The organism is Xanthomonas vesicatoria ATCC 35937 (assembly GCF_001908725.1).
GTDB classification, from domain to species: domain Bacteria; phylum Pseudomonadota; class Gammaproteobacteria; order Xanthomonadales; family Xanthomonadaceae; genus Xanthomonas; species Xanthomonas vesicatoria.
Genome location: NZ_CP018725.1, coordinates 1256377 through 1278021 on the forward strand (window position 1 = coordinate 1256377; position 21645 = coordinate 1278021).

Genomic DNA, 21645 nt, shown 5'->3' on the forward strand with positions numbered 1-21645 from the left:
TCCACCTCGCGCATCGCCCAATCCATTCCTTTTAGTAGAGGTACCGCAATGACTCAGCCCACGCCGCCTGTGCCATCGCCCGCCAATGCCGGGCTGATCGCCTTCATCGGTGGCGGCAACATGGCGCGCAGCCTGATCGCCGGACTGCTCCGGCAAGGTGTGCCGGCCGCCAGCCTGCGCGTCGCCGAGCCAGTGGCGGAGTTACGCACGGGGTTGTCGCGCGACTTTGGCGTGCAGGTGGTCGACAGCGCGCGCGATGCAGCCGATGGCGCAGCCACCTGGGTGCTGGCGGTTAAACCGCAGGTCATGCCAAACGTGTGCGCTGAGTTGGCCGAGCTTGCACAAGCGCAGCAGCCACTATTGCTGTCGATTGCCGCCGGCATCACTGCCACGCAGTTGCAGCGTTGGTGCGGCGGCGACACGGCAGTAGTCCGCGCGATGCCCAACACTCCCGCGCTACTTGGCGCCGGCGTCACCGGGCTGTATGCCACTGCACGCGTTTCCGATACGCAACGCGCGCAGGCAACTCAGTTGCTGGACAGCGCCGGTGTGACGGTATGGATCGACGACGAAGCGCAGATGGACGCGGTGACTGCCGTTTCCGGCAGCGGCCCGGCTTATGTCTTTTTATTGGCCGAAGCGATGGAAGCGGCGGCCCTGGCGCAGGGTCTGCCGGCCGATACCGCGCGCACCTTGGTCCTGCAAACCCTGCTTGGCGCCTCGCGCATGCTCACCGAATCGGGTGAAGCGCCGCAGGTCTTGCGCCGTCGCGTGACATCGCCCAACGGCACCACGCAAGCGGCCATCGAAACGTTCCAGGCAGGCGGATTCGAAGCGCTGACAGCGCGAGCAATTGCCGCGGCGACCGAACGCGGCCGCAGCTTGTCGGCAGCTAACGATTAGCCGGTAGCGGTTCGCGCAAACGCGTTGCTGGCTGCATCGGCAATCCGCAACGCGCCGCGTGATCGATGGCCTGCATCGCAAGCAGTCGCCGCCCGCCGTACGGCATCCGGTTTCAGGCATCACGCATCCTTCCACGCAGCGCCCAACGTTTTGCAATCGATGCCAATAGGCGCTTGCCAGACGTTCGCGCGCGACGTGTTCGGCATCTCGCGGCGAGGCATCTGCCATCGGCAGCGGAACGGGATTGTCCAATGCATCGTCTTTGGCATGCGCATTGCGACCGCAACCTTGCGCAACGATCTGCTGCCCTGCGTCAGATCCGGCACATGTCTGCGCGCTGCACGCGTTCGGCACTGATTTTTAGGCGCCTTTTGCGCCACTGGTGAACGAATCCCCGTCGAAAGACGCTTTTTTTGTGTCGTTTCATCGATTGCCTATTGGCGGCGCGCAGCAGTTGCCCTACATTTCGCGTTGCCGACTGGGTCGGCAGACCCAACACCACCAACGAATACGGAACGAATACCTCATGGCAAAAACCGCCGCTAAAAAGGCTGCCCCCAAGAAGGCAGTGAAAAAGGTCGCCGCGACCAAGACCGCAAAGCCGGCCAAGGCCGCTACCAAGACCGCCGCACCGAAGCCGATCAAGGAAGCCCTGAGCAAGACCGGCCTGGTCGCGCATATCGCCGAAACCACCCAGCTGGCTCCGAAGGACGTCCGCGCCGTTCTGGCGACGCTGGAATCGGCCGCGCATTCGTCGCTGAGCAAGAAAGGCGCCGGCTCGTTCACCCTGCCGGGCATGCTGAAGCTGACCAGCGTCCATGTGCCGGCCAAGCCGAAGCGCAAGGGCATCAACCCCTTCACCAAGGAAGAGCAGACCTTCGCAGCCAAGCCGGCCAGCTTCAAGGTCAAGGCCCGCTTGCTGAAGAAGTTGAAGGACGCCGCGCTCTAATTGAGCACGCATCCGGTTTCATCGAGACGGCTTTCGGGCCGTCTTTTTTTTTGCGCCTTTCCCGCATCTTGTTGGCGGTGCGTGTCGACACACCACATCGCACTCATCGCCGCCCGCCTACCCTGGCAGTGAGTTCGCAATTGAGTCGCCGATGACCGCACCATCCACCCGCAGCCCTGCCCGGCGCGCGCGCCGCCTGCTGGTCTCGATCGCCCTGCTGTGCGCGTTGGGTGTGGCAGCGCGCTGGGCCTGGCAGTCGCCGATGGCCGAACGCCTGCGTACCAGCTGGGAGCTATCACGGATGCCGCCGCCGCAAGCCCTGCAGATTCCGGTGGAAAATGTCCGTGCCCGCCAGATCGCCGACACCTTCGGTGCACCCCGCGGACGCGACCGCAGCCATGCCGGCGTGGATATTTTCGCGCCGCGCGGCACGCCGGTGGTCGCCGCCACCCGCGGTGTGGTCAGTGCCATTCGCGATGCCGGGCTGGGTGGAAAACAGGTCTGGGTGATCGGGCCGGCGATGGAGCGGCACTATTACGCACACCTGGACGACTGGGCATCCGGGCTGGCGGTTGGCGATGTCGTCGAGCCAGGCACCGCGCTGGGCATGGTGGGGACCACCGGCAACGCGCGTGGCACGCCGCCGCACCTGCATTACGGTGTCTATGGGCGCAACGGTGCGTACGATCCGCTGCCGCTCTTACGTAAAACCGCGCCACAGGTTGCCGACTGAGCAGGTTGGAACACTGCGTCATGGCCCGCACTCTCGAGCGCGCGGCGGCCTGCCCCTATGGTGGACGCAGCCCAGGAGTGACGCGACCACCATGTCCCGAAAACGCTATCGCATTACGGTCACGCCCATCGAAAACGACGGGCGTCCCTGCGACGACCGCTGCACCATCGAGTTCGAACAGCGCTCGCGCGCCGACTGGATGCGCCTGCTCGAAGAATTGCATCTGCGCCGCGATCTGAGCAGCGACGAATGCGCTGCGCTCACCGTCGGCTCGCAACTGCTGGAAGACCTGGCGGCCCGCCCACGCGCGCAGCCCAGCGATGCGCTGGATGCATTACGGCCCAAGCTGCAGCTGCTGCTCGACCGCCTGCAGCGCGTACACCCCGGCGTCTGAGTCACCTCGCGGCGCATACGCCGGCTACACTGCGCGCCTTGAGGGACGGAGAGGCGCCATGCGCTCGATCGCAATTGCCATAGCAGTCGTCGCACTCGCAGGCTGCAGTTGTCATCGCACTGCAGATCAAGACACGGGTGCGACAACCAGCTTGCCCACCGCAAGTACGCCGGCAGCATCCGCCGCGGCGACTGCCAAACAGGCACCGATGCCGCCTGCGACCGAAGACCCCGGCGATGCGCAAGCGCGCGCCGGCTTTGCCGAAGCAAGCGCCACCGTGCAGCGTTATCTGGGTGCACTGCCCGGCGCTGCACGCGCCGATGCCGATGCGTTGTGGGCCGGCGGACGGCCATCGCCAGTGCCGGACGATGCGGTACTGCGCGGCATCGGCGATATCCGCTCGATGCGCATCAACAACGACCCACCGATGCCGCTGGATCAGGAATCCCCGCCGCGGCGCATCGAGGTGCCGGTGCGCATCACGGTGCGTACCGGTTCCGGCACGCAGCAGCTGGTCGGCGCCTATCGCCTGCAACCGCGTGCCGGCAGCGACAACTGGGAAATCTACTCGGCCACCCTGCACCCGGTCCTGCGCTAACCCGTGGTTCACCGGCGCCGACTAAGGTTGGGTCACCTGTTACCGGAGTCACCCGATGAAACTGCGTTCGCTTGCCGGATCTGTGCTTGCCCTCGCCATGGCGCTCCCCATGAGCAGCGCCTGGGCCGCGCCGCAGATCCAGGGCCATCAGATCAGCGTGCAGGCCAGCGACCTGCAGCAGTATCTGGGCGGTCGCTTTCCGCAGACGCACGACACGCTCGGTGGTTTGATTGCAATGACGGTCAGTAATCCGGTGTTGTCGCTCCCGCCGGGCGACCGGCTCAAAATGGCGTTCGACTTGGCCGTAGCAACCGCTGGCGGCGCCCCCGCTCCGGTGGGCAATGTGACCCTGACCAGCGCGCTGCGCTACGACGTCGCCAAACAGGGCTTCTATCTCGACCAGCCCAGCATCGACGATTTCCGCCCGGCCAATTCCGGCGCAAAGCTCGACCACAGCACGCGTCAGCTGCTCAACACCTGGCTGGCCGATTACGCGCGCAAGGAACCCATCTATCGCATCGATCCGTCGATTGCCGCAGTCATGGGCGCCGTGCAGGTGGAATCGGTGGGCATCCAGAACGGGCGCGTGGCGGTCAACTTCAATCAGAACATCGAACAAATGGTGCCGGCAGCGGCGCTGTCGGGCAAATAGGCCCGCACATCTGCCGGCAGACGGCGCAACCGTAACCTGCGTGATCCGCACACACATGCCAGCCATCATGCAAAAGGCCCGACGCAACAGCGCCGGGCCTTTTGATTGAGCGGGGTAGAACGTAGCGACCAGCCCGGGTTATGCAACCAACGCCTTGGCCACCGCCGCACTGAATGCGGGAATGTCGTCCGGCTTGCGGCTGGTGATCAGCTGACCGTCGACCACCACCTCGGCATCCTGCCAGCGCGCACCGGCATTGGTCAGATCGGTCTTCACCGATGGCCACGAGGTGACATTGCGGTCACGCACCAGATCGCTTTCCAACAACAGCCACGGGCCGTGGCAGATCGCAGCGACCGGCTTGCGGGCCGTGGCGAAGGCGCGGATGAAGGCAATCGCCTGCGGGTCCGTGCGCAACGTGTCCGGATTGAGCACGCCACCGGGCAGCACCAGCGCGTCGTAGCTGTCGGGGGTTGCCTGTTCGAGATGCTGGTCGACAGCGACCGAATCGCCCCAGTCGGTGTGATTCCAGGCGCGAATCTTTGCGCCATCGCCAGGTGCGATGACATCGACCTTGGCCCCCCAAGATTCCAGCAGGCGCTTGGGTTCTGTCAGTTCGGATTGCTCGAAGCCATCGGTGGCCAGGACGGCGACGGTCTTGCCGGAGAGCGAATAAGACATGTGGGGCTACTCGATGAAAGAAGCCCGCACCCTAGGCAGCGCGCTGTTGCGCACCCGTGAACCGATGTGTGCGTCACGTCAGCGCGCAACGCCCCTGTCCATGCTCAGCGCTTGGGCTGCAGCATCGTGCCGGTGCAGTTCTTGGAGCCGCAACGGCATTCCCAGATCTTCTTCAGACGCGGCGTGTGGCGCTCGCTCAAGGTGATGCCGTAGTTATAGGTGAGTTCTTCGCCGGCCTTGATGGCGCGTTTGGCCTCGATGAAGATCTTGTCCTTGCTGCGGTCGTCGCCTTCGGCTTCCTCGATCACCGCTTCGCAATTGGGATTGCAGCTATGGTTGATCCAGCGCGCGACATTGCCTTCGTAGTTGGCATCCAGCACGTAATCGTCGCTGAGCGTAAACAGGAAGGTGTGGCCGCTCTCCACATCGCCGGTGTCGTCGGCGTCCACTTCGGCATGCGTGCGCAGCCGACCCTTGTACTGAATGATGCGCTCGCCCTTGCGGAGCGGGGCGAGGGCGAACATGCCATTGCCGTGGATACGTGACTTGCGGGCGGCAACTTTGCGCGACATGTAAGGGTCCAGTGATGGGGCCGCTCATTGTGACCGCAGTGCGCCCATGCGCCAAGCACAAGCGCACCACCGCTCGCAACGGCGCACGCTTGCCGGCGGCTGAACCGGGCGGTTGGCCCTGCCCGGCCGAAAAGAGTACAATTTCGGTCCGCTTTAAGGTTCCCGCTTGCTCATGCTGCGCGTCACCAAACTCACCGATTACGCCACCGTCGTGCTGACCGTGCTTGCCGCGCGCAGCGGCGAAGTGCTCAGCGCCAGCGAACTGGCCGAACAGGCGGGCCTGGAAGCGCCGACCGTCAGCAAGATCCTCAAGCCGCTGTCGCAGGCCGGACTGGTGGAAGGCCTGCGCGGCGTGCACGGTGGTTACCGGCTTGCGCGCGACGCCGGCCAGATCACCCTGGTGGAGATCGTCGAGGCAATGGAAGGCCCGCTGGCGATCACCGAATGCAGCCAGGACCACAGCCAGTGCGGCATCGCACAGACATGCGGCGTGCGTTCCAACTGGCGCCTGATCAACGACGTGGTTGGCGACGCATTGCGTCGCGTCACGCTTGCGCAGATGTTGCAGCCCCTCTCTCTCCCTGGCGACAGCCGTCGGCGTTCCATCGCCGCGCGCGTCGCGACCACCTGACCTGTAGGCAGCCCGATGGCCACCGAACTTGCTCCCCCGCAAAACGCCGAAATTATCGAACGGCTGGGCCGACGTTACGACGCCGGCTTCATCACCGAGATCGAATCCGATTCGCTCCCGCCTGGTCTGGACGAAGACACCATCCGTGCGTTGTCGGCCAAGAAAGACGAGCCACAGTGGATGACCGATTGGCGTCTTGAGGCCTATCGCCATTGGCTGAAAATGCCGATGCCGGAGTGGGCCAAGCTCAAGATCGCACCGATCGATTTCCAGGCATTGAGCTACTACTCCGCGCCCAAGGGCCCGAAGTACGCCTCGCTGGACGAGGTACCCAAGGAACTGCTGGACACCTACGACAAGCTTGGCGTGCCGTTGCACGAGCGCGCGCGGCTGGCCGGCGTTGCGGTGGATGCGGTGTTCGACTCGGTCTCGGTCGGCACCACGTTCCGCAAGGAACTCGCCGAAAAGGGCGTGATCTTCTGCTCGATGTCCGAGGCGATCAAGGAGCATCCGGAGATCGTCAAACAGTACCTGGGCAGCGTGGTGCCGGTGGGCGACAACTACTTCGCCGCGCTCAACTCGGCGGTGTTCTCCGACGGCAGCTTCGTGTTCATTCCCAAGGGCGTGCGTTGCCCGATGGAACTGAGCACCTATTTCCGCATCAATGCCGGCCACACCGGCCAGTTCGAGCGCACCTTGATCGTGTGCGAAGACAAGGCCTATGTGTCGTATCTGGAAGGCTGCACCGCACCGATGCGCGATGAGAACCAGCTGCACGCCGCGGTGGTGGAGCTGGTGACGCTGGAAGATGCCGAAATCAAGTACTCGACCGTGCAGAACTGGTACCCCGGCGACGAGGAAGGCCGCGGCGGCATCTACAACTTCGTCACCAAGCGTGCCGAATGCCGTGGCGACCGCAGCAAGGTGACCTGGACCCAGGTCGAAACCGGCTCGGCGATTACCTGGAAGTATCCGTCCTGCGTGCTGCTCGGCGACGACTCGGTAGGCGAGTTCCACTCGGTGGCACTCACCCATCATCGTCAGCAGGCCGATACCGGCACCAAGATGATCCACATCGGCAAGCGCACCAAGAGCAAGATCGTCAGCAAGGGCATTAGCGCCGGGCGCGGCCAGAACACCTATCGTGGCCTGGTCAAAGTGGATCGCAATGCCGATGGCGCACGCAATTACACCCAGTGCGACTCGCTGTTGATCGGCAAGCAATGCGGTGCGCATACCTTCCCCTATATCGAGGTGAAGAATCCAGGCGCCACCGTCGAGCATGAAGCCACCACCTCCAAGATCAGCGACGACCAGCTGTTCTACTGCCGCGCACGCGGCATCAGCCAGGAAGATGCGGTGTCGCTGATCGTTGACGGCTTCTGCAAGCAGGTGTTCCGCGAACTGCCGATGGAGTTCGCCGTGGAAGCCAAGAAGCTGCTGGAAGTCTCGCTGGAAGGCAGCGTCGGCTGACGCTGCTGCCCTTCTCCCATCGGGAGAAGGTGGCGCAAAGCGCCGGATGAGGGTACGAGCGAAGCCTCGTGCACCCGACCGCGCAACTACTGGCCCGTACCCTCACCCCAACCCCTCTCCCGGCGGGAGAGGGGCTAAAAAAGAATTCGATGGAAGATGACATGCTAACGATCACCAACCTCCACGCCAGCATCGCCGGCAAAGACATCCTCAAAGGCCTGTCGCTGGACATCCAGCCCGGCCAGGTGCATGCCCTCATGGGGCCAAACGGCGCGGGCAAGTCCACGCTGGGTAACGTGCTGGCCGGGCGCGATGGCTATGCAGTCAGCGAAGGAAGCGTGCAGTTCGACGGCAAGGACCTGCTCGATCTGCCGCCGGAAGAACGCGCTGCCGCCGGCCTGTTCCTGGCGTTCCAGTACCCGGTGGAAATCCCCGGCGTCAACAACACCTATTTCCTGCGCGCGGCACTCAATGCGCAGCGCAAGGCGCGTGGCGAGGAAGAGCTGGACTCGATGCAGTTCCTCAAGCTGGTGCGGCAGAAGCTGGCCGTGCTGCACCTGAAGGACGAGCTGCTGCATCGCGGCGTCAACGAAGGCTTCTCAGGCGGTGAGAAGAAGCGCAACGAGATCTTCCAGCTGGCCGTGCTCGAGCCCAAGCTGGCCATCCTAGACGAAACCGACTCCGGCCTGGATATCGATGCGCTCAAGAGTGTGGCCGACGGCGTCAATGCGCTGCGCTCGCCGGAGCGCTCGTTCCTGGTGATCACCCACTATCAGCGCCTGCTCGACTACATCAAGCCGGACGTGGTGCATGTGCTGTCCGAAGGACGCATCGTGCAGAGCGGCGGTCCGGAGCTGGCGCTGGAGCTGGAAAAACACGGCTACCACTTTCTGAAGGATCGCGTGGTGCCCGAGGTTGCCGCCTGATGAGCGCCCTGCTCGACTCCCTGGCCCGCGGTTTCAGTGGCGACGACGCGCGCCGCGCCGAGCTTGACGCAGCGCTGCAGACCGGCCTGCCCGGCCCGCGCGCAGAAGCGTGGAAATACACCTCGCTGCGTCAGCTGGAACGGCGCAGCTTTCAGCCGGCGCCGCTGGTGCCGACGCTGCTCGATGCCGCCGTGCTGGACGACATCCCCGCGCCGCGGCTGGTGTTCGTCAACGGGCGCCCCTCCGCAGCGCTAAGCGATGTTTCGACCTTGCCGGACGGCGTGCAGCTAGACACCTTGTCTGCCGCACTGGCCGCAGGCGATGACGCACGGCACCTGCTCGGCCGCCGCTTCGACGGCAGCGATGCGGTTTTCGCCCGTCTCAATGCCGCGCTGGCCGACGAAGGCGTGCTGGTGCGCGTGCACGATGGCGCGCAGATCGCGCTGCCACTGCACATCGTCTTTGTCGGCGTGGCCGGCGAGCACGATCTGTCCTGGCATTACCGGCATCTGATCGAACTGCGGGCCGGTGCAGCGCTCAACGTCGTCGAGCATCATCTGCACGTCGGCGACGCGGCGCATCTGGACAACAGCGTGATGCATGTCCATCTGGGCCAGGACGCGACGCTTTCGCATGCACGCGTGCAGGCCGACAGCGTGCACGCCACCGCCCTGCTGCGCACCGATGCCGTACTGGCTCGGAATGCGCGCTACCAACGCGTGGATCTGGAACTGGGTGCCGGCCTGTCGCGGCACGAACTCAATGTGCGCCTGGAAGGCAGCAATGCCCAGCTCACCGCCAATGGCGTGTTGCTGGGCAATGGCCGCCGCCATGTCGACACTCGTCTGGGCATCGAACACATTGCCCGTGACACCGCCTGCGAGCTGGTCTGGCGCGGTGTCGGTGCCGACCGCAGCCGCGTGGTATTCCACGGCGGCATCCATATCCGCCAGGGCGCCGATGGCACCGACGCGCGGCTGTCCAACAAGAATCTGCTGCTCTCTTCCAATGCCGAAATCGATACGCAGCCGGTGCTGGTGATCGATGCCGACGAAGTGCAGGCGGCGCATGGCGCTACCGTGGGTCAGCTCGACGACAACGCCTTGTTCTATCTGCGCTCGCGCGGCTTGCCGCAAGCCGAGGCGCAGCGCCTGTTGAGCGCAGCGTTCTGCCACGAGCCACTGCGGGTGCTGCCGGCTGCGTTGAGCGCCGTGCTGGCCTTGCAGCTGGACCGTGCCCTGAATTCGGCGGGCGTGGCATGAACGCGCCTGCCGTCACTCAGTCTAGTACCCCGGATTGGGAACGTGTCCGCTCGGATTTCCCGTTGCTGATGCGGCAGGTGCATGGCAAGCCGCTGATCTATTTCGACAACGCCAACACCGGGCAGAAGCCGCTGCAGGTGATCGCCGCGACCGACGAGTTCTATCGGCGTCAGAACGCCAACGTCAGCCGTGCGGTGCATGCGCTGGGCAGCGAAGCCACCGACGCATTCGAAGGCGCCCGCAGCAAGCTGGCGCGCTTTCTCAACGTGCGTGCCGACGAGCTGGTGCTGTGCAGCGGCACCACCTTTGCGATCAATCTGGTGGCGTATTCGTGGGCGTTGCCGCGCCTTGGGCCAGGCGATGTCATCCTGATCACGCGCATGGAGCACCACGCCAACATCGTGCCGTGGCAACTGGTGGCCCAGCGCACCGGTGCCAGCGTTCGCGTGGCCGAGATCACCCCCGAGGGCGCGCTGGATCTGGAGGCACTGCGCAAGGCGATGACGCCGGACGTCAAACTGCTGGCGATCACACATGTGTCCAACGTGCTGGGCACGGTCAACCCGGTGCGCGAGATCTGCCGCGATGCACGCAAGCGCGGCATCGTCACCATGGTGGACGGCTCGCAGGCCGCGCCGCATCGGCGCATCGACGTGGCCGCGATCGGCTGCGATTTCTACGCCATCACCGGCCACAAGATGTGCGGGCCCACCGGCACCGGCGCGCTGTGGGCACGCCGCGAGCATCTGCAGGCCATGCCGCCGTTCCTGGGCGGTGGCGAAATGATCAAGGAAGTCAGCTTCGAAGGCACCGTCTACAACGATGCCCCGCACAAGTTCGAAGCCGGCACGCCCAACATCGCCGGCTTCATTGGCCTGGGCGCCGCAGTGGATTATCTGGAATCGATCGGCCTGGAGCATGTGGAAGCGCGCGAGGCCGACCTGCTGGCGCACTTCACCGAAGAGCTGCAGCGGATCGACGGCCTGCGCATTTTCGGTACCACGCCCGACAAGGCCGCCGTGGTGTCGTTCCTGATCGATGGCGCGCATTCGCACGACCTGGCCACCCTGCTCGACCTCGAAGGCGTGGCAGTGCGCTCCGGCCAGCACTGCGCGCATCCGCTGCTGCAGTTTTACGGTGTTGCGGCAACCTGCCGCGCGTCGCTGGCGTTCTACAACACGCACGACGAGATCGAGCGCTTTGTTGCAGCGTTGGTGAAGGTGCGTCAGCTACTGGGCTGATGGAAATCGAGAATAGGGAATAGGGAATTGCAAAAGCGGCTCTCCCGCGTTCTGTTGCAGTTCGACGCGTTATATTTCGCTCTTCGAGCAGCGCAATGCTTTTCCCGATTCCCGATTCCCGATTCCCGATTCCCACTGCCAACAACCCGCCTTCATGCAGACCACTACGTTCCGCACTGCCACTGTCGATGACATCGACGCCCTTGTCCTGCTGGTGACCTCGGCCTATCGCGGCGACAGCAGCCGCGTGGGGTGGACCACCGAGGCGGATATTCTCGATGGGGCGCGCATCGATCCGGCGGTGCTGCGTCAGGACATCCTGCGCGAGCGCAGCCTGGTGTTGCTGGTGGAACAGGACGGGCGCCTGTTGGCGTGCGCGCATATCGCCGACGACGACGGCGCGGGGTATTTCGGCATGTTCGCGGTGGACCCGTCCCTGCAGGGCAGCGGGCTCGGCAAGACGCTGCTGGCCGAAGGCGAGCGCATCGTGGCCACCGAGTGGAAACTGCCGGTGATGCGCATGACTGTCATCGATGTGCGCAACGAGCTCATCGCCTTCTACGAACGCCGTGGCTATCGCCGCACCGGTATCGTTAAACCCTTCCCGTATGGCGACGAACGCTTTGGCGTGCCGCTGCGGCAGGATCTGCGCTTCGAAGTGCTGGAAAAACCGCTGGACGTCTCTGCGCCATGAGCGAAACCTGGACCTTCGTCTGCGCAAGCGACGCGCTGCTGCCCGGCGAACTGCAGACCGTGTGGGATGAAGTGACCGACGCGCCCATCGTGGTGTTCAACCTCGACGGCACGCTGTACGCGCTGGAAGACCGCTGCAGCCATGAAGACTACGAGCTGTCGCCCGGCAGCTTCGACCCGGTTGCCGGCACCATCGAATGCCAGCTGCACAGCGCGCGCTTCGACGTACGCGATGGCCGCCCGCTGTGCGCGCCCGCCTACACTGCCGTGCCCAAGTTCCCGGTCAAACGCAAACACGACGGCATCTGGACCCGCGACGACCGCTAGCGCGGCAGCGTCAAGCGGCAAAGGGGCGCGACTGAGTCCGCCATCTGTTTCATCGCAGGCGCCTTTGGTCGGCAACGATTGCAAAGAAGAATGATTTGCATTTAAGATCGCAGCCCTTCAGGTCTTCTTAACATCTGACCTGCCCTGCGATCCCATGCGCCCTGCACTGTTCGACAGCTTCGCTCTACGTATGCCTCGCCCGCGCTTCCCAGCGCGGCGCGGCTACGCGTGCGGTAAACGACAGTCGGCTGCGACGGGCTAGCGAGCGTACGCACACCCTTCCGCATCCGCCGAGCCATCGCCAGGCCGGAGCACCGCTTTCCTTTTCGAGACGTCTCATGACTCCCAGGATTTCCCCGCTCACCTCGGCCGTGCTCTTGACCCTGTCCGCTCCCGCGTTCGCCCAGCCCGGCGATGCGCCGGCACCCCCGGGCGCGGTGGATCTGGATGCCATCCGGGTACAGCAGGAACGTGCGCAAAAGCCGTCCTCGCCCAAGTACACCGAAGCGCTGCGCGACACCCCGCAGACGATCACCGTGGTCACCAAGCAGACCATGGACCAGCAAAACCTGCTGTCGCTGCGCGACGTGCTGAGCACCTTGCCTGGCATCACCTTCGGCGCGGGCGAAGGCGGCGGCGGTTACGGCGACAGCATCAACCTGCGCGGCTTCACTGCCAGCAGCGACATCACCACCGATGGCGTGCGCGACAGCGCGCAGTACAGCCGCAGCGACACCTTCAACCTCGAGGCGGTGGAGCTGATCAACGGCGCCAACTCGGCCATGTCCGGCGCCGGCTCGGTGGGCGGCAACATCAACCTGGTGACCAAGACCGCCGGGCAAGGCGACTTCACCAACGTGCTGATCGGCGGCGGCAGCGACCGCTACGGACGCCTCACCGTCGACAGCAACTACGACTTCGAAAACGGCACCGCCGTGCGCTTGAACGCGATGGGTCACACGCAAGATGTGCCGGGCCGCGATGAAGAGTTCCGTCACCGCTGGGGCTTTGCGCCGTCGATCGCGTTTGGCCTGGGCTCGGACACGCGCTTCACGCTGAGCTACCTGCACCAGCACGACAACAATCTGCCGCAGTACGGCGTGCCGTTCGCGCTCAGCCCGTTCAACGACGGCCCGCTGCCGGGCGTGGACCGCGAAACCTATTACGGCTACCGCAATGTGTCGCGCCAGGAAATCGACGTGGACATGCTGACCGGCGTGCTGGAAATGGACTTCGACGACAACGTCAAGCTGCGCAGCCTGGCGCGGCTGCAGCGCGTGGACCAGACCACATCGGCTACCGCACCGGAAGGCACCTGGTGCCTGCCCAACAACACCAACGCCTACACCGGCCGTGCCTGCGTCGGCCAGCCGCCGTCCACCTGGAATCCCAATAGCGGCCCACGCGGGCTGGTGCGCGACACCGAGAACTTCATCGCGCATAGCCAGACCGACCTGACCGCCACCCTGCACACCGGCGCCATCGAGCACCGCGTGGTCGCCGGCGTGGCCTTCAGCAAGGAAGATTTCGAACTCAACAGCGGCAGTGTCTTCCGCAACGCCGACGGCTCCACCACCGGCATCACCTATCCGCTGCAGACCTTCGACAACCCGTACAACATCTGGACCGGCCCGCAGAATTATTTCCGCACCGGACGCAGCAAGGGCAGTCTGACCAATCAGGCGGTGTATCTGTTCGACACACTGCAGTTCAACGAGCAATGGATGCTCAACCTGGGCGGCCGTTACGAACACAACGAAGGCGACAGCACCACCTACACCGTCAATGCCACCGGCGGTGTGACCGGCGTGACTCCGGGCTTCCCGGCAGGCAGCAAGGAGGATTTGTTCTCCTACCGCGCCGGTCTGGTATTCAAGCCGGTCGACAACGCCAGCCTGTATCTGTCCTACGCCAACAGCAAGACCCCGTCCAAGGCATCGGTCAACGGCTCATGCACGCCGATCGCTACCGCCACGGCCGGCGCCAACTGCAATGTCGCGCCTGAAAGCGCGGTCAATATCGAACTCGGCGGCAAGTGGGACGTGTTGAACGAGCGTCTGGCTCTGACGGCGGCGGTCTTCCGCAATGAGCGCGAAAACTACAAGGTCAACAGCGGCGACCCGCTGATTCCCGAGCAGGTGCTCGACGGCAAGGCGCGCGTGGACGGCATCGCACTGGGCGCGGCCGGCTACCTCACCGAGCGCTGGTCGGTCTTCGCCAACTACACCTTCCTGGACAGCGAGGTGCTGCAGAGCGTCTCCAACCGCACCGCCAGCCTCACCGGCGACCCGATTGCCGGACGCGAACTGGTGCAGACCCCGCGCAATGCCGGCAATCTCTGGACCACTTATGCGCTCAACCAGTGGACGTTCGGTTACGGCGTCAATTACCAGGGTAGCTTCTACCCGAACAACACCTCGACCGCGGTCTACCACAAGACCGACGCGTACTGGGTACACCGTGCGATGGTCGGCCTGCGCGTCAATGACTGGCTCAGCCTGCAGTTGAACGTCAACAATCTGTTCGACAAGGAGTACTACACCAGCATCCGCAACAACCTCACCGTCAACGCCGCGGGTACCGTGACCGCTGGCAGTGGCTGGGCGTTGCCGGGCGATGGCCGCTCGGCGGTGTTGAACGCTACCTTCAGTTTCTAACCTTCCGGCACGCCGTCCCCACATTCCGGACGGCATGGAGATCGCCGCATGCTGCTGCCCATTCCCGATGTCTTGACGCCCGCGCAGTTCGGCGAGTTGCGCGCGCGGCTGGACGCGGCCGACTGGGCAGACGGCCGCATCACCGCCGGCCATCAATCCGCACAGGCCAAGGACAACGCGCAGTTACCCGAGGACAGCGCGGTTGCGCGCGAGGCCAGCGCCTTGGTGCTGGAGGCGCTCTCCCGCAGCAGCACGTTCTTTTCCGCCGTACTGCCGCGTCGAATCTATCCGCCGTTGTTCAATCGCTATAGCGGCGGGCAGTCGTTCGGGTATCACGTCGACAACGCGGTGCGTTACGACCGCAGCCGCGGTGGGGCCGAGCCGGTACGCACCGATGTGTCGGGCACGCTGTTTCTCAGCGACCCGGACAGTTACGACGGTGGTGAGCTGGTGATCGAAGACACCTACGGCACGCAGTCGGTGAAGCTGCCAGCCGGACATCTGGTGATCTACCCCGGCACCAGCCTGCATAAAGTGATGCCGGTGACGCGCGGCACGCGTGTCGCCTCGTTCTTCTGGACCCAAAGCATGCTGCGCGACGATGCGCAGCGCCGTCTGTTGTTCGAACTGGACGTGTCGATCCGTCGTTTGACCCAGGACACGCCCGGGCATCCGTCGTTGATCCAGCTCACCGGCGTGTATCACAACCTGCTGCGGCAGTGGGCCGATGTCTGAGCCTGCGATTGACCCGGCCCTGCTGATTGCGCTGCTGCAGACCCAGCCCGCTCAGGCAGTGGCATTGCTGCGCAAGTCAGCCGCCGGGCAGGATGTGACTGCACAACTGTTGCTCGCGCAGCTGTATGCCGAAGGCCGCGGCATTGCCGCCGATCCGGCGAAGGCGATGCTCTGGTACGAGGTGGCTGCCAATGCAGGGCATCCGGAAGCGATGAACCAACTGGGCCGCTGTCACGAGCTGGGCTTTGGCACCGCCATCAACGAGACGCTGGCCGCGTTGTGGTATCGCCGCGCCGCCGAGCATGGCCTGGACTGGGGCATATACAACCTGGCGCATCTGTACGCCTCCGGCCGCGGCGTGGCGCAGGACCATACACACGCATTGACGCTGTACCGCACCGCGGCCGAACGTGGTCACGCCAAATCGATGAATTTTGTGGCGCGCTATCTTGATCAGGGTCTGGCCTGCGTCGCAGATCCGCTGGCGGCACGCGACTGGTATCGCCGCGCCGCAGAGGCGGGCGATTTTCGCGGACAGGCCAGCTATGCAACATTGCTCGCCGATGAAGGCAGGCTCGATCAGGCCGAGCACTGGATGCGCCGCGCCATCGACGGCGGGCATGCCGGCTTCCTGCATCAGCTCACGCCCGTGCTGGCCAACGCGCCGCAGCCGCGTCTGCGCGCCTTGCTCAGCGATGTGGCTGCGCGGCAGTCGCAGCTGCAACCGCCCGTTACCGCAGACGTGGCATAAACCGGCATGCCCGCTTCCAACGACACCATCGCCACTGCACAGCAACGCCGCGGTTTCTGGCTGCGCATGTTGCATCAATGGCACTGGATCAGCTCGGCGTTGTGTTTGATCGGCATGCTGCTGTTTACGGTCACCGGGCTCACTCTCAATCACGCCGCGCGGATCGAAGCCAGCCCGTCCACCGAGCAACGCACGCTCACCCTTCCGCCTACGCTGCTGAAGACATTGGGCACACGCCAGGACGCCAACGCCCCGCTGCCGCCGCGCGTGGCGCAATGGCTGGGGCGCGAGCTCGATATCAGCATCGGCACGCGCAACGGCGAATGGTCGTCCGACGAGGTGTATGTTGCGCTGCCCCGACCCGGCGGCGACGCCTGGCTGAGCCTGGACCGCAGCACCGGCGCGGTCGAATACGAACGCACCGGGCGTGGTGCAATCGCCTATCTCAACGACCTGCACAAGGGCCGCAACGCCGGGCCGGCCTGGGGTTGGTTCATCGACGTGTTCGCCATCGCCTGCCTGGTGTTCTGCATCACCGGCCTGTTCCTGCTGCACCTGCATGCGCGTCAGCGCAGCATGACCTGGCCGCTGGTCGGCCTGGGCCTGCTGATTCCGCTGCTGCTTGCCTTGCTGTTGATCCACTGACCTACCTCACCGGAGACGATCATGCGCGCCACCCTGACCATCGCTCTGAGCGGCCTGCTCGCCATGCCGGCGTATGCGGCCATGCTCGACATCAACGTCGAAATACCCAAGCTCAATGTCGCCGAATACCACCGCCCGTACGTGGCGATCTGGCTGGAAGGCGCAGACCAGAAGGTCGCCGCCAATCTGGCGGTCTGGTACCAATCCAAGGACACCGCCGAAGGCCACGGCACCAAGTGGTTGCCGGATCTGCGCCAGTGGTGGCGCAAGAGCGGGCGCACGCTGGACGTGCCGGTCGATGGCGTCACCGGACCGACCCGGCCGGCCGGCGCGCATGCGTTGTCGTTCACCGACACCAAGGGCGCGCTGAAGTCGCTGCCGGCTGGCCAGTACACGCTGGTGGTGGAAGCCGCGCGCGAAGTCGGTGGCCGCGAGTTGGTCAAGGTGCCTTTCACCTGGCCCGCGACGTCTGCGCAGTCTGCCAAGGCCAGCGGCAGCAGCGAACTGGGCGCAGTGAGCCTGACGGCCAAGCCCTGATGCAGATGCGCGCGGATGCGGTGCCGCCGTGCATGCATCCATGTGTATGACGCACGCGCTGCGTTGCGCAGGTGCGTATCGACTTTGCTCCCCACGCATCCACGCAGCGCCGCAGTGCGCTGATCAGACACGTGACCCACCCGCCTTATCGTCCTTCAAGGAGTTGTCATGAAACGTTCGCTCGTTCTGGTCGCCCTGCTTGCCGCACTGCCCGTCAGCGCACTCGCGCACAAGGCCTGGCTGCTGCCCTCACAGACCGTCATTGCCGGCGAGGCGCCGTGGATCACTGTCGATGCGGCGGTGTCCAACGACCTGTTCTACTTCAACCATGTGCCGCTGCGCCTGGACAACCTGAGCATCACCGCGCCCGATGGCAGCACGCTGAAGCCGGAGAACCCGGCCACCGGCAAGTACCGCAGCGTGTTCGATCTGCAACTCACCCAACCGGGCACCTACAAGCTCAGCATCCTCAACGCCGGCCTGTTCGCCAGCTGGAAGGAAGACGGCAAACCCAAGCGCTGGCGGGGCAACGAGGCCAGCTTCGCCACCGAAGTGCCGAAAGACGCGAAAGAGCTGCAGGTGTCGCAATCGCTCAATCGCGTGGAAACCTTCGTGACCCGTGGCGCGCCGACGACCACCGCGTTCAAGCCCAGCGGCAAGGGGATCGAGCTGATTCCGGTCACCCACCCCAACGATCTGGTTGCCGGTGAAGCGGCGCAGTTCACCCTGCAACTGGACGGCAAGCCGGCAGCCGGGCTGGAGATCGAGATCGTGCGTGGCGGCACGCGCTATCGCGATGCGCAGAACGAGATCAAGCTCAAGACCGACGCCAAGGGCAGCTTCAGCGTGACCTGGCCGGAACCGGGCATGTACTGGCTGGAAACCACCAGCGAAGACACCAAGACCTCGCTGCCGCAGGCCAAGCAGCGTCGCCTGGGTTATGTGGTGACGCTGGAAGTGTTGCCGCAATAGCGCGGCTTACACCACTGCGACGCTGCCGCAAAGTGGGTGCGGTCGGTGCCCGGAATCCGCGTGTTCCCCCTCGCACACTCCGGCTCCCGTGCGCCGTTCACACCCTCCTGGCGACCGCTCGCTACGTTTTTAACCGCAGGCAAGGGGCCTGGTGACGTGCCAGGCCCCTTGCTCGATGGAGCCGTCGCCCCGCGCTGTTGTCCGTGCGGCGACGGCCACGTCGGCATGGTCGGGATGGTCGGGATGATGCGCACGGCCGATGGCGTCCATCGCCCACCACCGGAATGCTGATGCAATCGGCTGCGCCGCGCGTCACCATCAATGTTCCTGCTGCAGTAGCCGCTCACCAGTCCACGTATGAACTCACTTGCTCCCGCAGACACCACGCTTGCCACCCTGGGCGGCCATAGCATGGGCACGACCTGGAGCGTGAAGCTGGTGGCGCCGCGTGCGCGCGACCTGCATCCCTTGCATGCGCGTATCCAGGGTGCGCTCGACCGCGTGGTCGCGCAAATGAGCACCTGGGAAGCGGACTCGGATATCAGCCGCTACAACCGTGCTGCGGCCGGTCACTGGCAGACATTGCCCGATGACTTCTTCACCGTGCTGCGCACCGCACTGCAGGTTGCGCAGGCCAGCGACGGCGCGTTCGACCCCACGGTCGGGCCGATGGTCGAACTGTGGGGCTTTGGCGCCTCCGCCAGCCGGCGCCACGTGCCCTCGCCCGAGCAAATCGCGCTGGCCAGGCTGCGCTGCGGCTGGCAACGCCTGACGCTGGACGACCAGCGGGTGCTGCAGCCCGGTGCTATCGCGCTGGATCTGTCCGGCATCGCAAAAGGATTTGGCGTGGACTGCGTGCGGCACGCCTTGCAACAGGCCGACATCGCCAGCGCGTTGATCGACGTGGGCGGCGAGCTGTCCGGCTATGGGCGCAAACCTGATGGCAGCGCATGGCGTGTGCTGGTCGAATCCGCACCCGATGAAGACGCCGGCGCGGCATTGCCGGTACGTGTGCTCACCTTGGACGGGTTGGCAGTCGCTACCTCGGGCGATCGTTGGCACCGCTTCGATGCCGACGGCCTGCGCTACGCGCACACCTTCGACCCACGCACCGGCGCACCGATTCCGCATGCGCCTGCCGCCGTCACCGTCCTGGCGCGCGATGCCATGCAGGCCGATGCCTGGGCCACCGCGATGACCGTGCTCGGCACCGATGCCGGTCTTGCCTATGCCGCCAAGACCGACCTGGCAGTGCGCTTTCTGACGCGCTACGATGGCAACCTGCACGAAGCGATGAGCCCTGCGTTCGCGCAGCATCTGGCGGCGTCATGAGTGCCGCAAGCCCACGCGTGTGGATGGGTAACGGGATGGCGCTGCTGACACTTGCCGCCTTCGTCGGATGGCTTGCCCGCCTGCACGACGGTGCGTGGTGGAGCCCGCCCACACCGCATCGTTGGCAATTAGCCGCCGTCGGAATAGCCGCGTATGCCGTGCTGTGCGTTGCGGTCTTCCTGCACCGGGCCCGCGCCAACACGGCGCATGGCGATAACAGCGGCATACTGATCGTGTGGGCAAGCCAGACCGGGTTCGCCCGCGAACTGGCCGAGCGTAGCGCTGTGGCCTTGCAATCGGTAGGTATCGGCGCCTACGCACTTCCGCTGGAGGCAGTGGGTACCGAGCAGCTTGCGCGCGTGCCGCGTTTGCTGTGCATCGTCAGCACCACGGGCGAAGGCGATGCCCCGGATCACGCACAGGCTGCGGAGCGTTACTGGCTCGCCGACAACGGTCAGGATCTGGCCGCCGTTCAGTATGCGGTGCTGGCACTCGGCGATCGCCGTTACACCCAGTTCTGCGCATTCGGCCGCCGTATCGACCACCGCCTGCAGGCGCGTGGCGGCACCCGCCTGTTCGAACGTATCGAGGTCGACAATGCCGACCCGCGCGCATTGCAGCAATGGCAGCAGCGTCTGTCGACATTGGCGCCTGCACTTGCGACGCAGCCGGATTGGAGCGTGCCGACCTACGCCGCATGGCAGCTGCGCGAACGCGTCCACATCAATCCAGGCAGTGCCGGCGCACCGATCCATCGGCTGCGTCTCACGCCTATCGATGGCTCGCTACCGCAGTGGGAGGCTGGCGACATCGCCGAGATCGCACCACCGAACGCACCGGACAGTGTCGAAGCCTGGTTGCAGCGCCATCGCCGCGACGGCTCGGACATCATCGACGGTCGTACGCTGCGCGACTGGCTTGGCCGCTCGCAACTGCCGACCGATGCACAGACAGCGGCCGCGGCGTCATCGGACGCAGCCACCCTGGTGCGTGGCCTGCTTGCACTGCCACATCGCGAATACTCGCTGGCCTCGGTCCGCGACGAGGGCCACGCCGAACTGTTGATTCGCGAACATCGGCATGCCGATGGGCAGCTCGGACTCGGCAGCGGCTGGCTCTGTGTGCATGCTCCCGTCGGCGTGTCGATCGCCTTGCGCCTACGCAGCAATCCGGGGTTTCATCCGCCCGCCCCCGAGCAACCCATGTTGCTGATCGGCAATGGCACCGGCATCGCCGGGTTGCGCGCACACCTGCGCGCACGCATCGCCGCCGGTGTGCGCGATAACTGGCTGATCTTTGGCGAACGCAATGCCGCGCACGATGCGCTGTATGCCGACGAACTGCGGCAGTGGCAACACGATGGCTGGATCGCGCGTCTGGACCTGGTGTACTCGCGCGCTCACAACCCATCGGTGCGCTATGTACAACATGCATTAGCCGCCGCCAGCGACAGCCTGCGCCAATGGATCGACCGCGGCGCCTGCATCTACCTCTGCGGCAGCCTGCGCGGCATGGCGCCGGAAGTGGACAGCACCCTCGATACCCTGCTGGGCATCGAGGTCAGGCAAGAGCTGCTGCGCAGCGGCCGCTACCGTCGCGACGTGTATTGAATAGAGAGCAAGTAGGCTGACGTTGCAAGCTGGGACCGTGGAGCGCAGTCATCACGTAGTGATCGGTGGGAGGTCATTGCGTATCGGTCTGGCATGCAGCAATGCTCGTTTGCCGCAACCGTGCTCTGCATCTATGCGCTTCGGTACGTTGCATTTATGAGCGTTCTCTAAAAACAGCGAGCAACACGACTGCGCGGCCGCCAGGCGGCCAGAGCTCGGAATGCTGATGTGCCAATTACACGCCGGTCCCAGCGCGCCGTTTAGGCCGCCTGACGAGTACTCGCTAGCTTTTTGTCAGTCTCTCTAATGCCTCAGGCAGACAACGCGCGCAACACGTGCCAATCCGAAGTGCTGGCCGCCGGTCTTTGGCT

The 21645-nt window shown here is 64.9% G+C and carries 23 protein-coding genes and 1 other RNA gene; 22 read left to right on the forward strand and 2 right to left on the reverse strand.

The window, feature by feature from the left end; genetic code table 11:
* The first annotated feature begins 48 nt into the window (after positions 1–48).
* From proC to BJD12_RS05535, 6 genes are all read left to right on the forward strand, one after another.
* A complete protein-coding gene (proC, locus tag BJD12_RS05510; RefSeq protein ID WP_005990429.1) occupies positions 49–903 on the forward strand; it encodes a pyrroline-5-carboxylate reductase in 855 nt (284 codons plus the stop codon).
* A gap of 526 nt (positions 904–1429) precedes the next feature.
* On the forward strand, positions 1430–1852 hold the full coding sequence (locus BJD12_RS05515) for an HU family DNA-binding protein (protein ID WP_005990428.1): 423 nt from the start codon (positions 1430–1432) through the stop codon (positions 1850–1852).
* 151 nt (positions 1853–2003) lie between these two features.
* On the forward strand, positions 2004–2585 hold the full coding sequence (locus BJD12_RS05520) for a M23 family metallopeptidase (protein WP_005990427.1): 582 nt from the start codon (positions 2004–2006) through the stop codon (positions 2583–2585).
* A 91-nt stretch (positions 2586–2676) separates the two neighbouring features.
* Complete coding sequence (locus BJD12_RS05525; protein ID WP_005990426.1) at positions 2677–2979, forward strand: DUF3861 family protein; 303 nt, start codon at positions 2677–2679, stop codon at positions 2977–2979.
* A gap of 208 nt (positions 2980–3187) precedes the next feature.
* Entirely contained in the window at positions 3188–3577 is a 390-nt protein-coding gene (locus tag BJD12_RS05530) for a hypothetical protein (RefSeq protein WP_005990425.1), read from the forward strand.
* Positions 3578–3632: 55 nt separating this feature from the next.
* Entirely contained in the window at positions 3633–4229 is a 597-nt protein-coding gene (locus BJD12_RS05535; protein ID WP_005990424.1) for a YceB family lipoprotein, read from the forward strand.
* Positions 4230–4367: 138 nt separating this feature from the next.
* On the opposite strand, the gene BJD12_RS05540 is transcribed toward BJD12_RS05535, so the two are convergent.
* Complete coding sequence (locus BJD12_RS05540) at positions 4368–4910, reverse strand: type 1 glutamine amidotransferase domain-containing protein (RefSeq protein ID WP_005990423.1); 543 nt, start codon at positions 4908–4910, stop codon at positions 4368–4370.
* A gap of 104 nt (positions 4911–5014) precedes the next feature.
* Positions 5015–5482: an SET domain-containing protein gene (locus BJD12_RS05545; protein ID WP_039420039.1), complete on the reverse strand. Its 468-nt coding sequence runs from the start codon at positions 5480–5482 to the stop codon at positions 5015–5017.
* Between the two features lie 172 nt (positions 5483–5654).
* Between BJD12_RS05545 and BJD12_RS05550 the strand changes: the two genes are divergently transcribed.
* The 16 genes from BJD12_RS05550 to BJD12_RS05625 all read left to right on the forward strand — a co-directional run bounded on the left by BJD12_RS05550 (position 5655) and on the right by BJD12_RS05625 (position 21274).
* Entirely contained in the window at positions 5655–6113 is a 459-nt protein-coding gene (locus tag BJD12_RS05550; protein WP_005990420.1) for an SUF system Fe-S cluster assembly regulator, read from the forward strand.
* A 15-nt stretch (positions 6114–6128) separates the two neighbouring features.
* Entirely contained in the window at positions 6129–7586 is a 1458-nt protein-coding gene (gene sufB / locus BJD12_RS05555; protein WP_005990418.1) for a Fe-S cluster assembly protein SufB, read from the forward strand.
* A 161-nt stretch (positions 7587–7747) separates the two neighbouring features.
* Entirely contained in the window at positions 7748–8512 is a 765-nt protein-coding gene (gene sufC, locus BJD12_RS05560) for a Fe-S cluster assembly ATPase SufC (RefSeq protein WP_039420055.1), read from the forward strand.
* On the forward strand, positions 8512–9774 hold the full coding sequence (gene sufD / locus BJD12_RS05565; protein ID WP_005993295.1) for a Fe-S cluster assembly protein SufD: 1263 nt from the start codon (positions 8512–8514) through the stop codon (positions 9772–9774). The genes sufC and sufD overlap by 1 nt, the downstream gene beginning before the upstream one ends.
* Entirely contained in the window at positions 9771–11015 is a 1245-nt protein-coding gene (locus BJD12_RS05570) for a cysteine desulfurase (protein WP_005993293.1), read from the forward strand. Before sufD ends, BJD12_RS05570 begins: the two co-directional genes overlap by 4 nt.
* 154 nt (positions 11016–11169) lie before the next feature.
* Positions 11170–11709 carry a GNAT family N-acetyltransferase gene (locus BJD12_RS05575; RefSeq protein WP_005993290.1) on the forward strand — a complete coding sequence of 180 codons (540 nt, stop codon included), beginning with the start codon at positions 11170–11172 and terminating at the stop codon, positions 11707–11709.
* Positions 11706–12035 (forward strand): non-heme iron oxygenase ferredoxin subunit, encoded by a 330-nt coding sequence (locus tag BJD12_RS05580; RefSeq protein WP_005993288.1) that lies wholly within the window; start codon positions 11706–11708, stop codon positions 12033–12035. The genes BJD12_RS05575 and BJD12_RS05580 overlap by 4 nt, the downstream gene beginning before the upstream one ends.
* A 338-nt stretch (positions 12036–12373) precedes the next feature.
* Entirely contained in the window at positions 12374–14692 is a 2319-nt protein-coding gene (locus BJD12_RS05585) for a TonB-dependent receptor (protein ID WP_005993286.1), read from the forward strand.
* Positions 14693–14740: 48 nt separating this feature from the next.
* A complete protein-coding gene (locus tag BJD12_RS05590) occupies positions 14741–15427 on the forward strand; it encodes a Fe2+-dependent dioxygenase (RefSeq protein ID WP_005993284.1) in 687 nt (228 codons plus the stop codon).
* Complete coding sequence (locus BJD12_RS05595) at positions 15420–16178, forward strand: tetratricopeptide repeat protein (RefSeq protein ID WP_005993282.1); 759 nt, start codon at positions 15420–15422, stop codon at positions 16176–16178. The genes BJD12_RS05590 and BJD12_RS05595 overlap by 8 nt, the downstream gene beginning before the upstream one ends.
* Before the next feature lie 6 nt (positions 16179–16184).
* A complete protein-coding gene (locus tag BJD12_RS05600; RefSeq protein ID WP_005993280.1) occupies positions 16185–16823 on the forward strand; it encodes a PepSY-associated TM helix domain-containing protein in 639 nt (212 codons plus the stop codon).
* A gap of 21 nt (positions 16824–16844) precedes the next feature.
* Positions 16845–17360: a DUF2271 domain-containing protein gene (locus tag BJD12_RS05605; protein WP_005993278.1), complete on the forward strand. Its 516-nt coding sequence runs from the start codon at positions 16845–16847 to the stop codon at positions 17358–17360.
* 168 nt (positions 17361–17528) lie between these two features.
* A complete protein-coding gene (locus BJD12_RS05610; RefSeq protein WP_005993276.1) occupies positions 17529–18332 on the forward strand; it encodes a DUF4198 domain-containing protein in 804 nt (267 codons plus the stop codon).
* A gap of 60 nt (positions 18333–18392) precedes the next feature.
* Positions 18393–18467, forward strand: a non-coding RNA gene (locus BJD12_RS05615) — sX9 sRNA.
* A gap of 222 nt (positions 18468–18689) precedes the next feature.
* Positions 18690–19664 (forward strand): FAD:protein FMN transferase, encoded by a 975-nt coding sequence (locus BJD12_RS05620; RefSeq protein WP_005993274.1) that lies wholly within the window; start codon positions 18690–18692, stop codon positions 19662–19664.
* Positions 19661–21274, forward strand: a complete 1614-nt coding sequence (locus BJD12_RS05625) for a sulfite reductase subunit alpha (protein ID WP_042828104.1) — start codon at positions 19661–19663, stop codon at positions 21272–21274. The genes BJD12_RS05620 and BJD12_RS05625 overlap by 4 nt, the downstream gene beginning before the upstream one ends.
* Positions 21275–21645 lie beyond the last annotated feature (371 nt).

Coding starts and splice junctions, on each gene's coding strand:
- proC (WP_005990429.1), top strand. CDS start 49: ATGACTCAGCCCACGCCGCCTGTGCCATCGCCCGCCAATGCCGGGCTG.
- BJD12_RS05515 (WP_005990428.1), top strand. CDS start 1,430: ATGGCAAAAACCGCCGCTAAAAAGGCTGCCCCCAAGAAGGCAGTGAAA.
- BJD12_RS05520 (WP_005990427.1), top strand. CDS start 2,004: ATGACCGCACCATCCACCCGCAGCCCTGCCCGGCGCGCGCGCCGCCTG.
- BJD12_RS05525 (WP_005990426.1), top strand. CDS start 2,677: ATGTCCCGAAAACGCTATCGCATTACGGTCACGCCCATCGAAAACGAC.
- BJD12_RS05530 (WP_005990425.1), top strand. CDS start 3,188: ATGCCGCCTGCGACCGAAGACCCCGGCGATGCGCAAGCGCGCGCCGGC.
- BJD12_RS05535 (WP_005990424.1), top strand. CDS start 3,633: ATGAAACTGCGTTCGCTTGCCGGATCTGTGCTTGCCCTCGCCATGGCG.
- BJD12_RS05540 (WP_005990423.1), bottom strand. CDS start 4,910: ATGTCTTATTCGCTCTCCGGCAAGACCGTCGCCGTCCTGGCCACCGAT.
- BJD12_RS05545 (WP_039420039.1), bottom strand. CDS start 5,482: ATGTCGCGCAAAGTTGCCGCCCGCAAGTCACGTATCCACGGCAATGGC.
- BJD12_RS05550 (WP_005990420.1), top strand. CDS start 5,655: ATGCTGCGCGTCACCAAACTCACCGATTACGCCACCGTCGTGCTGACC.
- sufB (WP_005990418.1), top strand. CDS start 6,129: ATGGCCACCGAACTTGCTCCCCCGCAAAACGCCGAAATTATCGAACGG.
- sufC (WP_039420055.1), top strand. CDS start 7,748: ATGCTAACGATCACCAACCTCCACGCCAGCATCGCCGGCAAAGACATC.
- sufD (WP_005993295.1), top strand. CDS start 8,512: ATGAGCGCCCTGCTCGACTCCCTGGCCCGCGGTTTCAGTGGCGACGAC.
- BJD12_RS05570 (WP_005993293.1), top strand. CDS start 9,771: ATGAACGCGCCTGCCGTCACTCAGTCTAGTACCCCGGATTGGGAACGT.
- BJD12_RS05575 (WP_005993290.1), top strand. CDS start 11,170: ATGCAGACCACTACGTTCCGCACTGCCACTGTCGATGACATCGACGCC.
- BJD12_RS05580 (WP_005993288.1), top strand. CDS start 11,706: ATGAGCGAAACCTGGACCTTCGTCTGCGCAAGCGACGCGCTGCTGCCC.
- BJD12_RS05585 (WP_005993286.1), top strand. CDS start 12,374: ATGACTCCCAGGATTTCCCCGCTCACCTCGGCCGTGCTCTTGACCCTG.
- BJD12_RS05590 (WP_005993284.1), top strand. CDS start 14,741: ATGCTGCTGCCCATTCCCGATGTCTTGACGCCCGCGCAGTTCGGCGAG.
- BJD12_RS05595 (WP_005993282.1), top strand. CDS start 15,420: ATGTCTGAGCCTGCGATTGACCCGGCCCTGCTGATTGCGCTGCTGCAG.
- BJD12_RS05600 (WP_005993280.1), top strand. CDS start 16,185: ATGCCCGCTTCCAACGACACCATCGCCACTGCACAGCAACGCCGCGGT.
- BJD12_RS05605 (WP_005993278.1), top strand. CDS start 16,845: ATGCGCGCCACCCTGACCATCGCTCTGAGCGGCCTGCTCGCCATGCCG.
- BJD12_RS05610 (WP_005993276.1), top strand. CDS start 17,529: ATGAAACGTTCGCTCGTTCTGGTCGCCCTGCTTGCCGCACTGCCCGTC.
- BJD12_RS05620 (WP_005993274.1), top strand. CDS start 18,690: ATGAACTCACTTGCTCCCGCAGACACCACGCTTGCCACCCTGGGCGGC.
- BJD12_RS05625 (WP_042828104.1), top strand. CDS start 19,661: ATGAGTGCCGCAAGCCCACGCGTGTGGATGGGTAACGGGATGGCGCTG.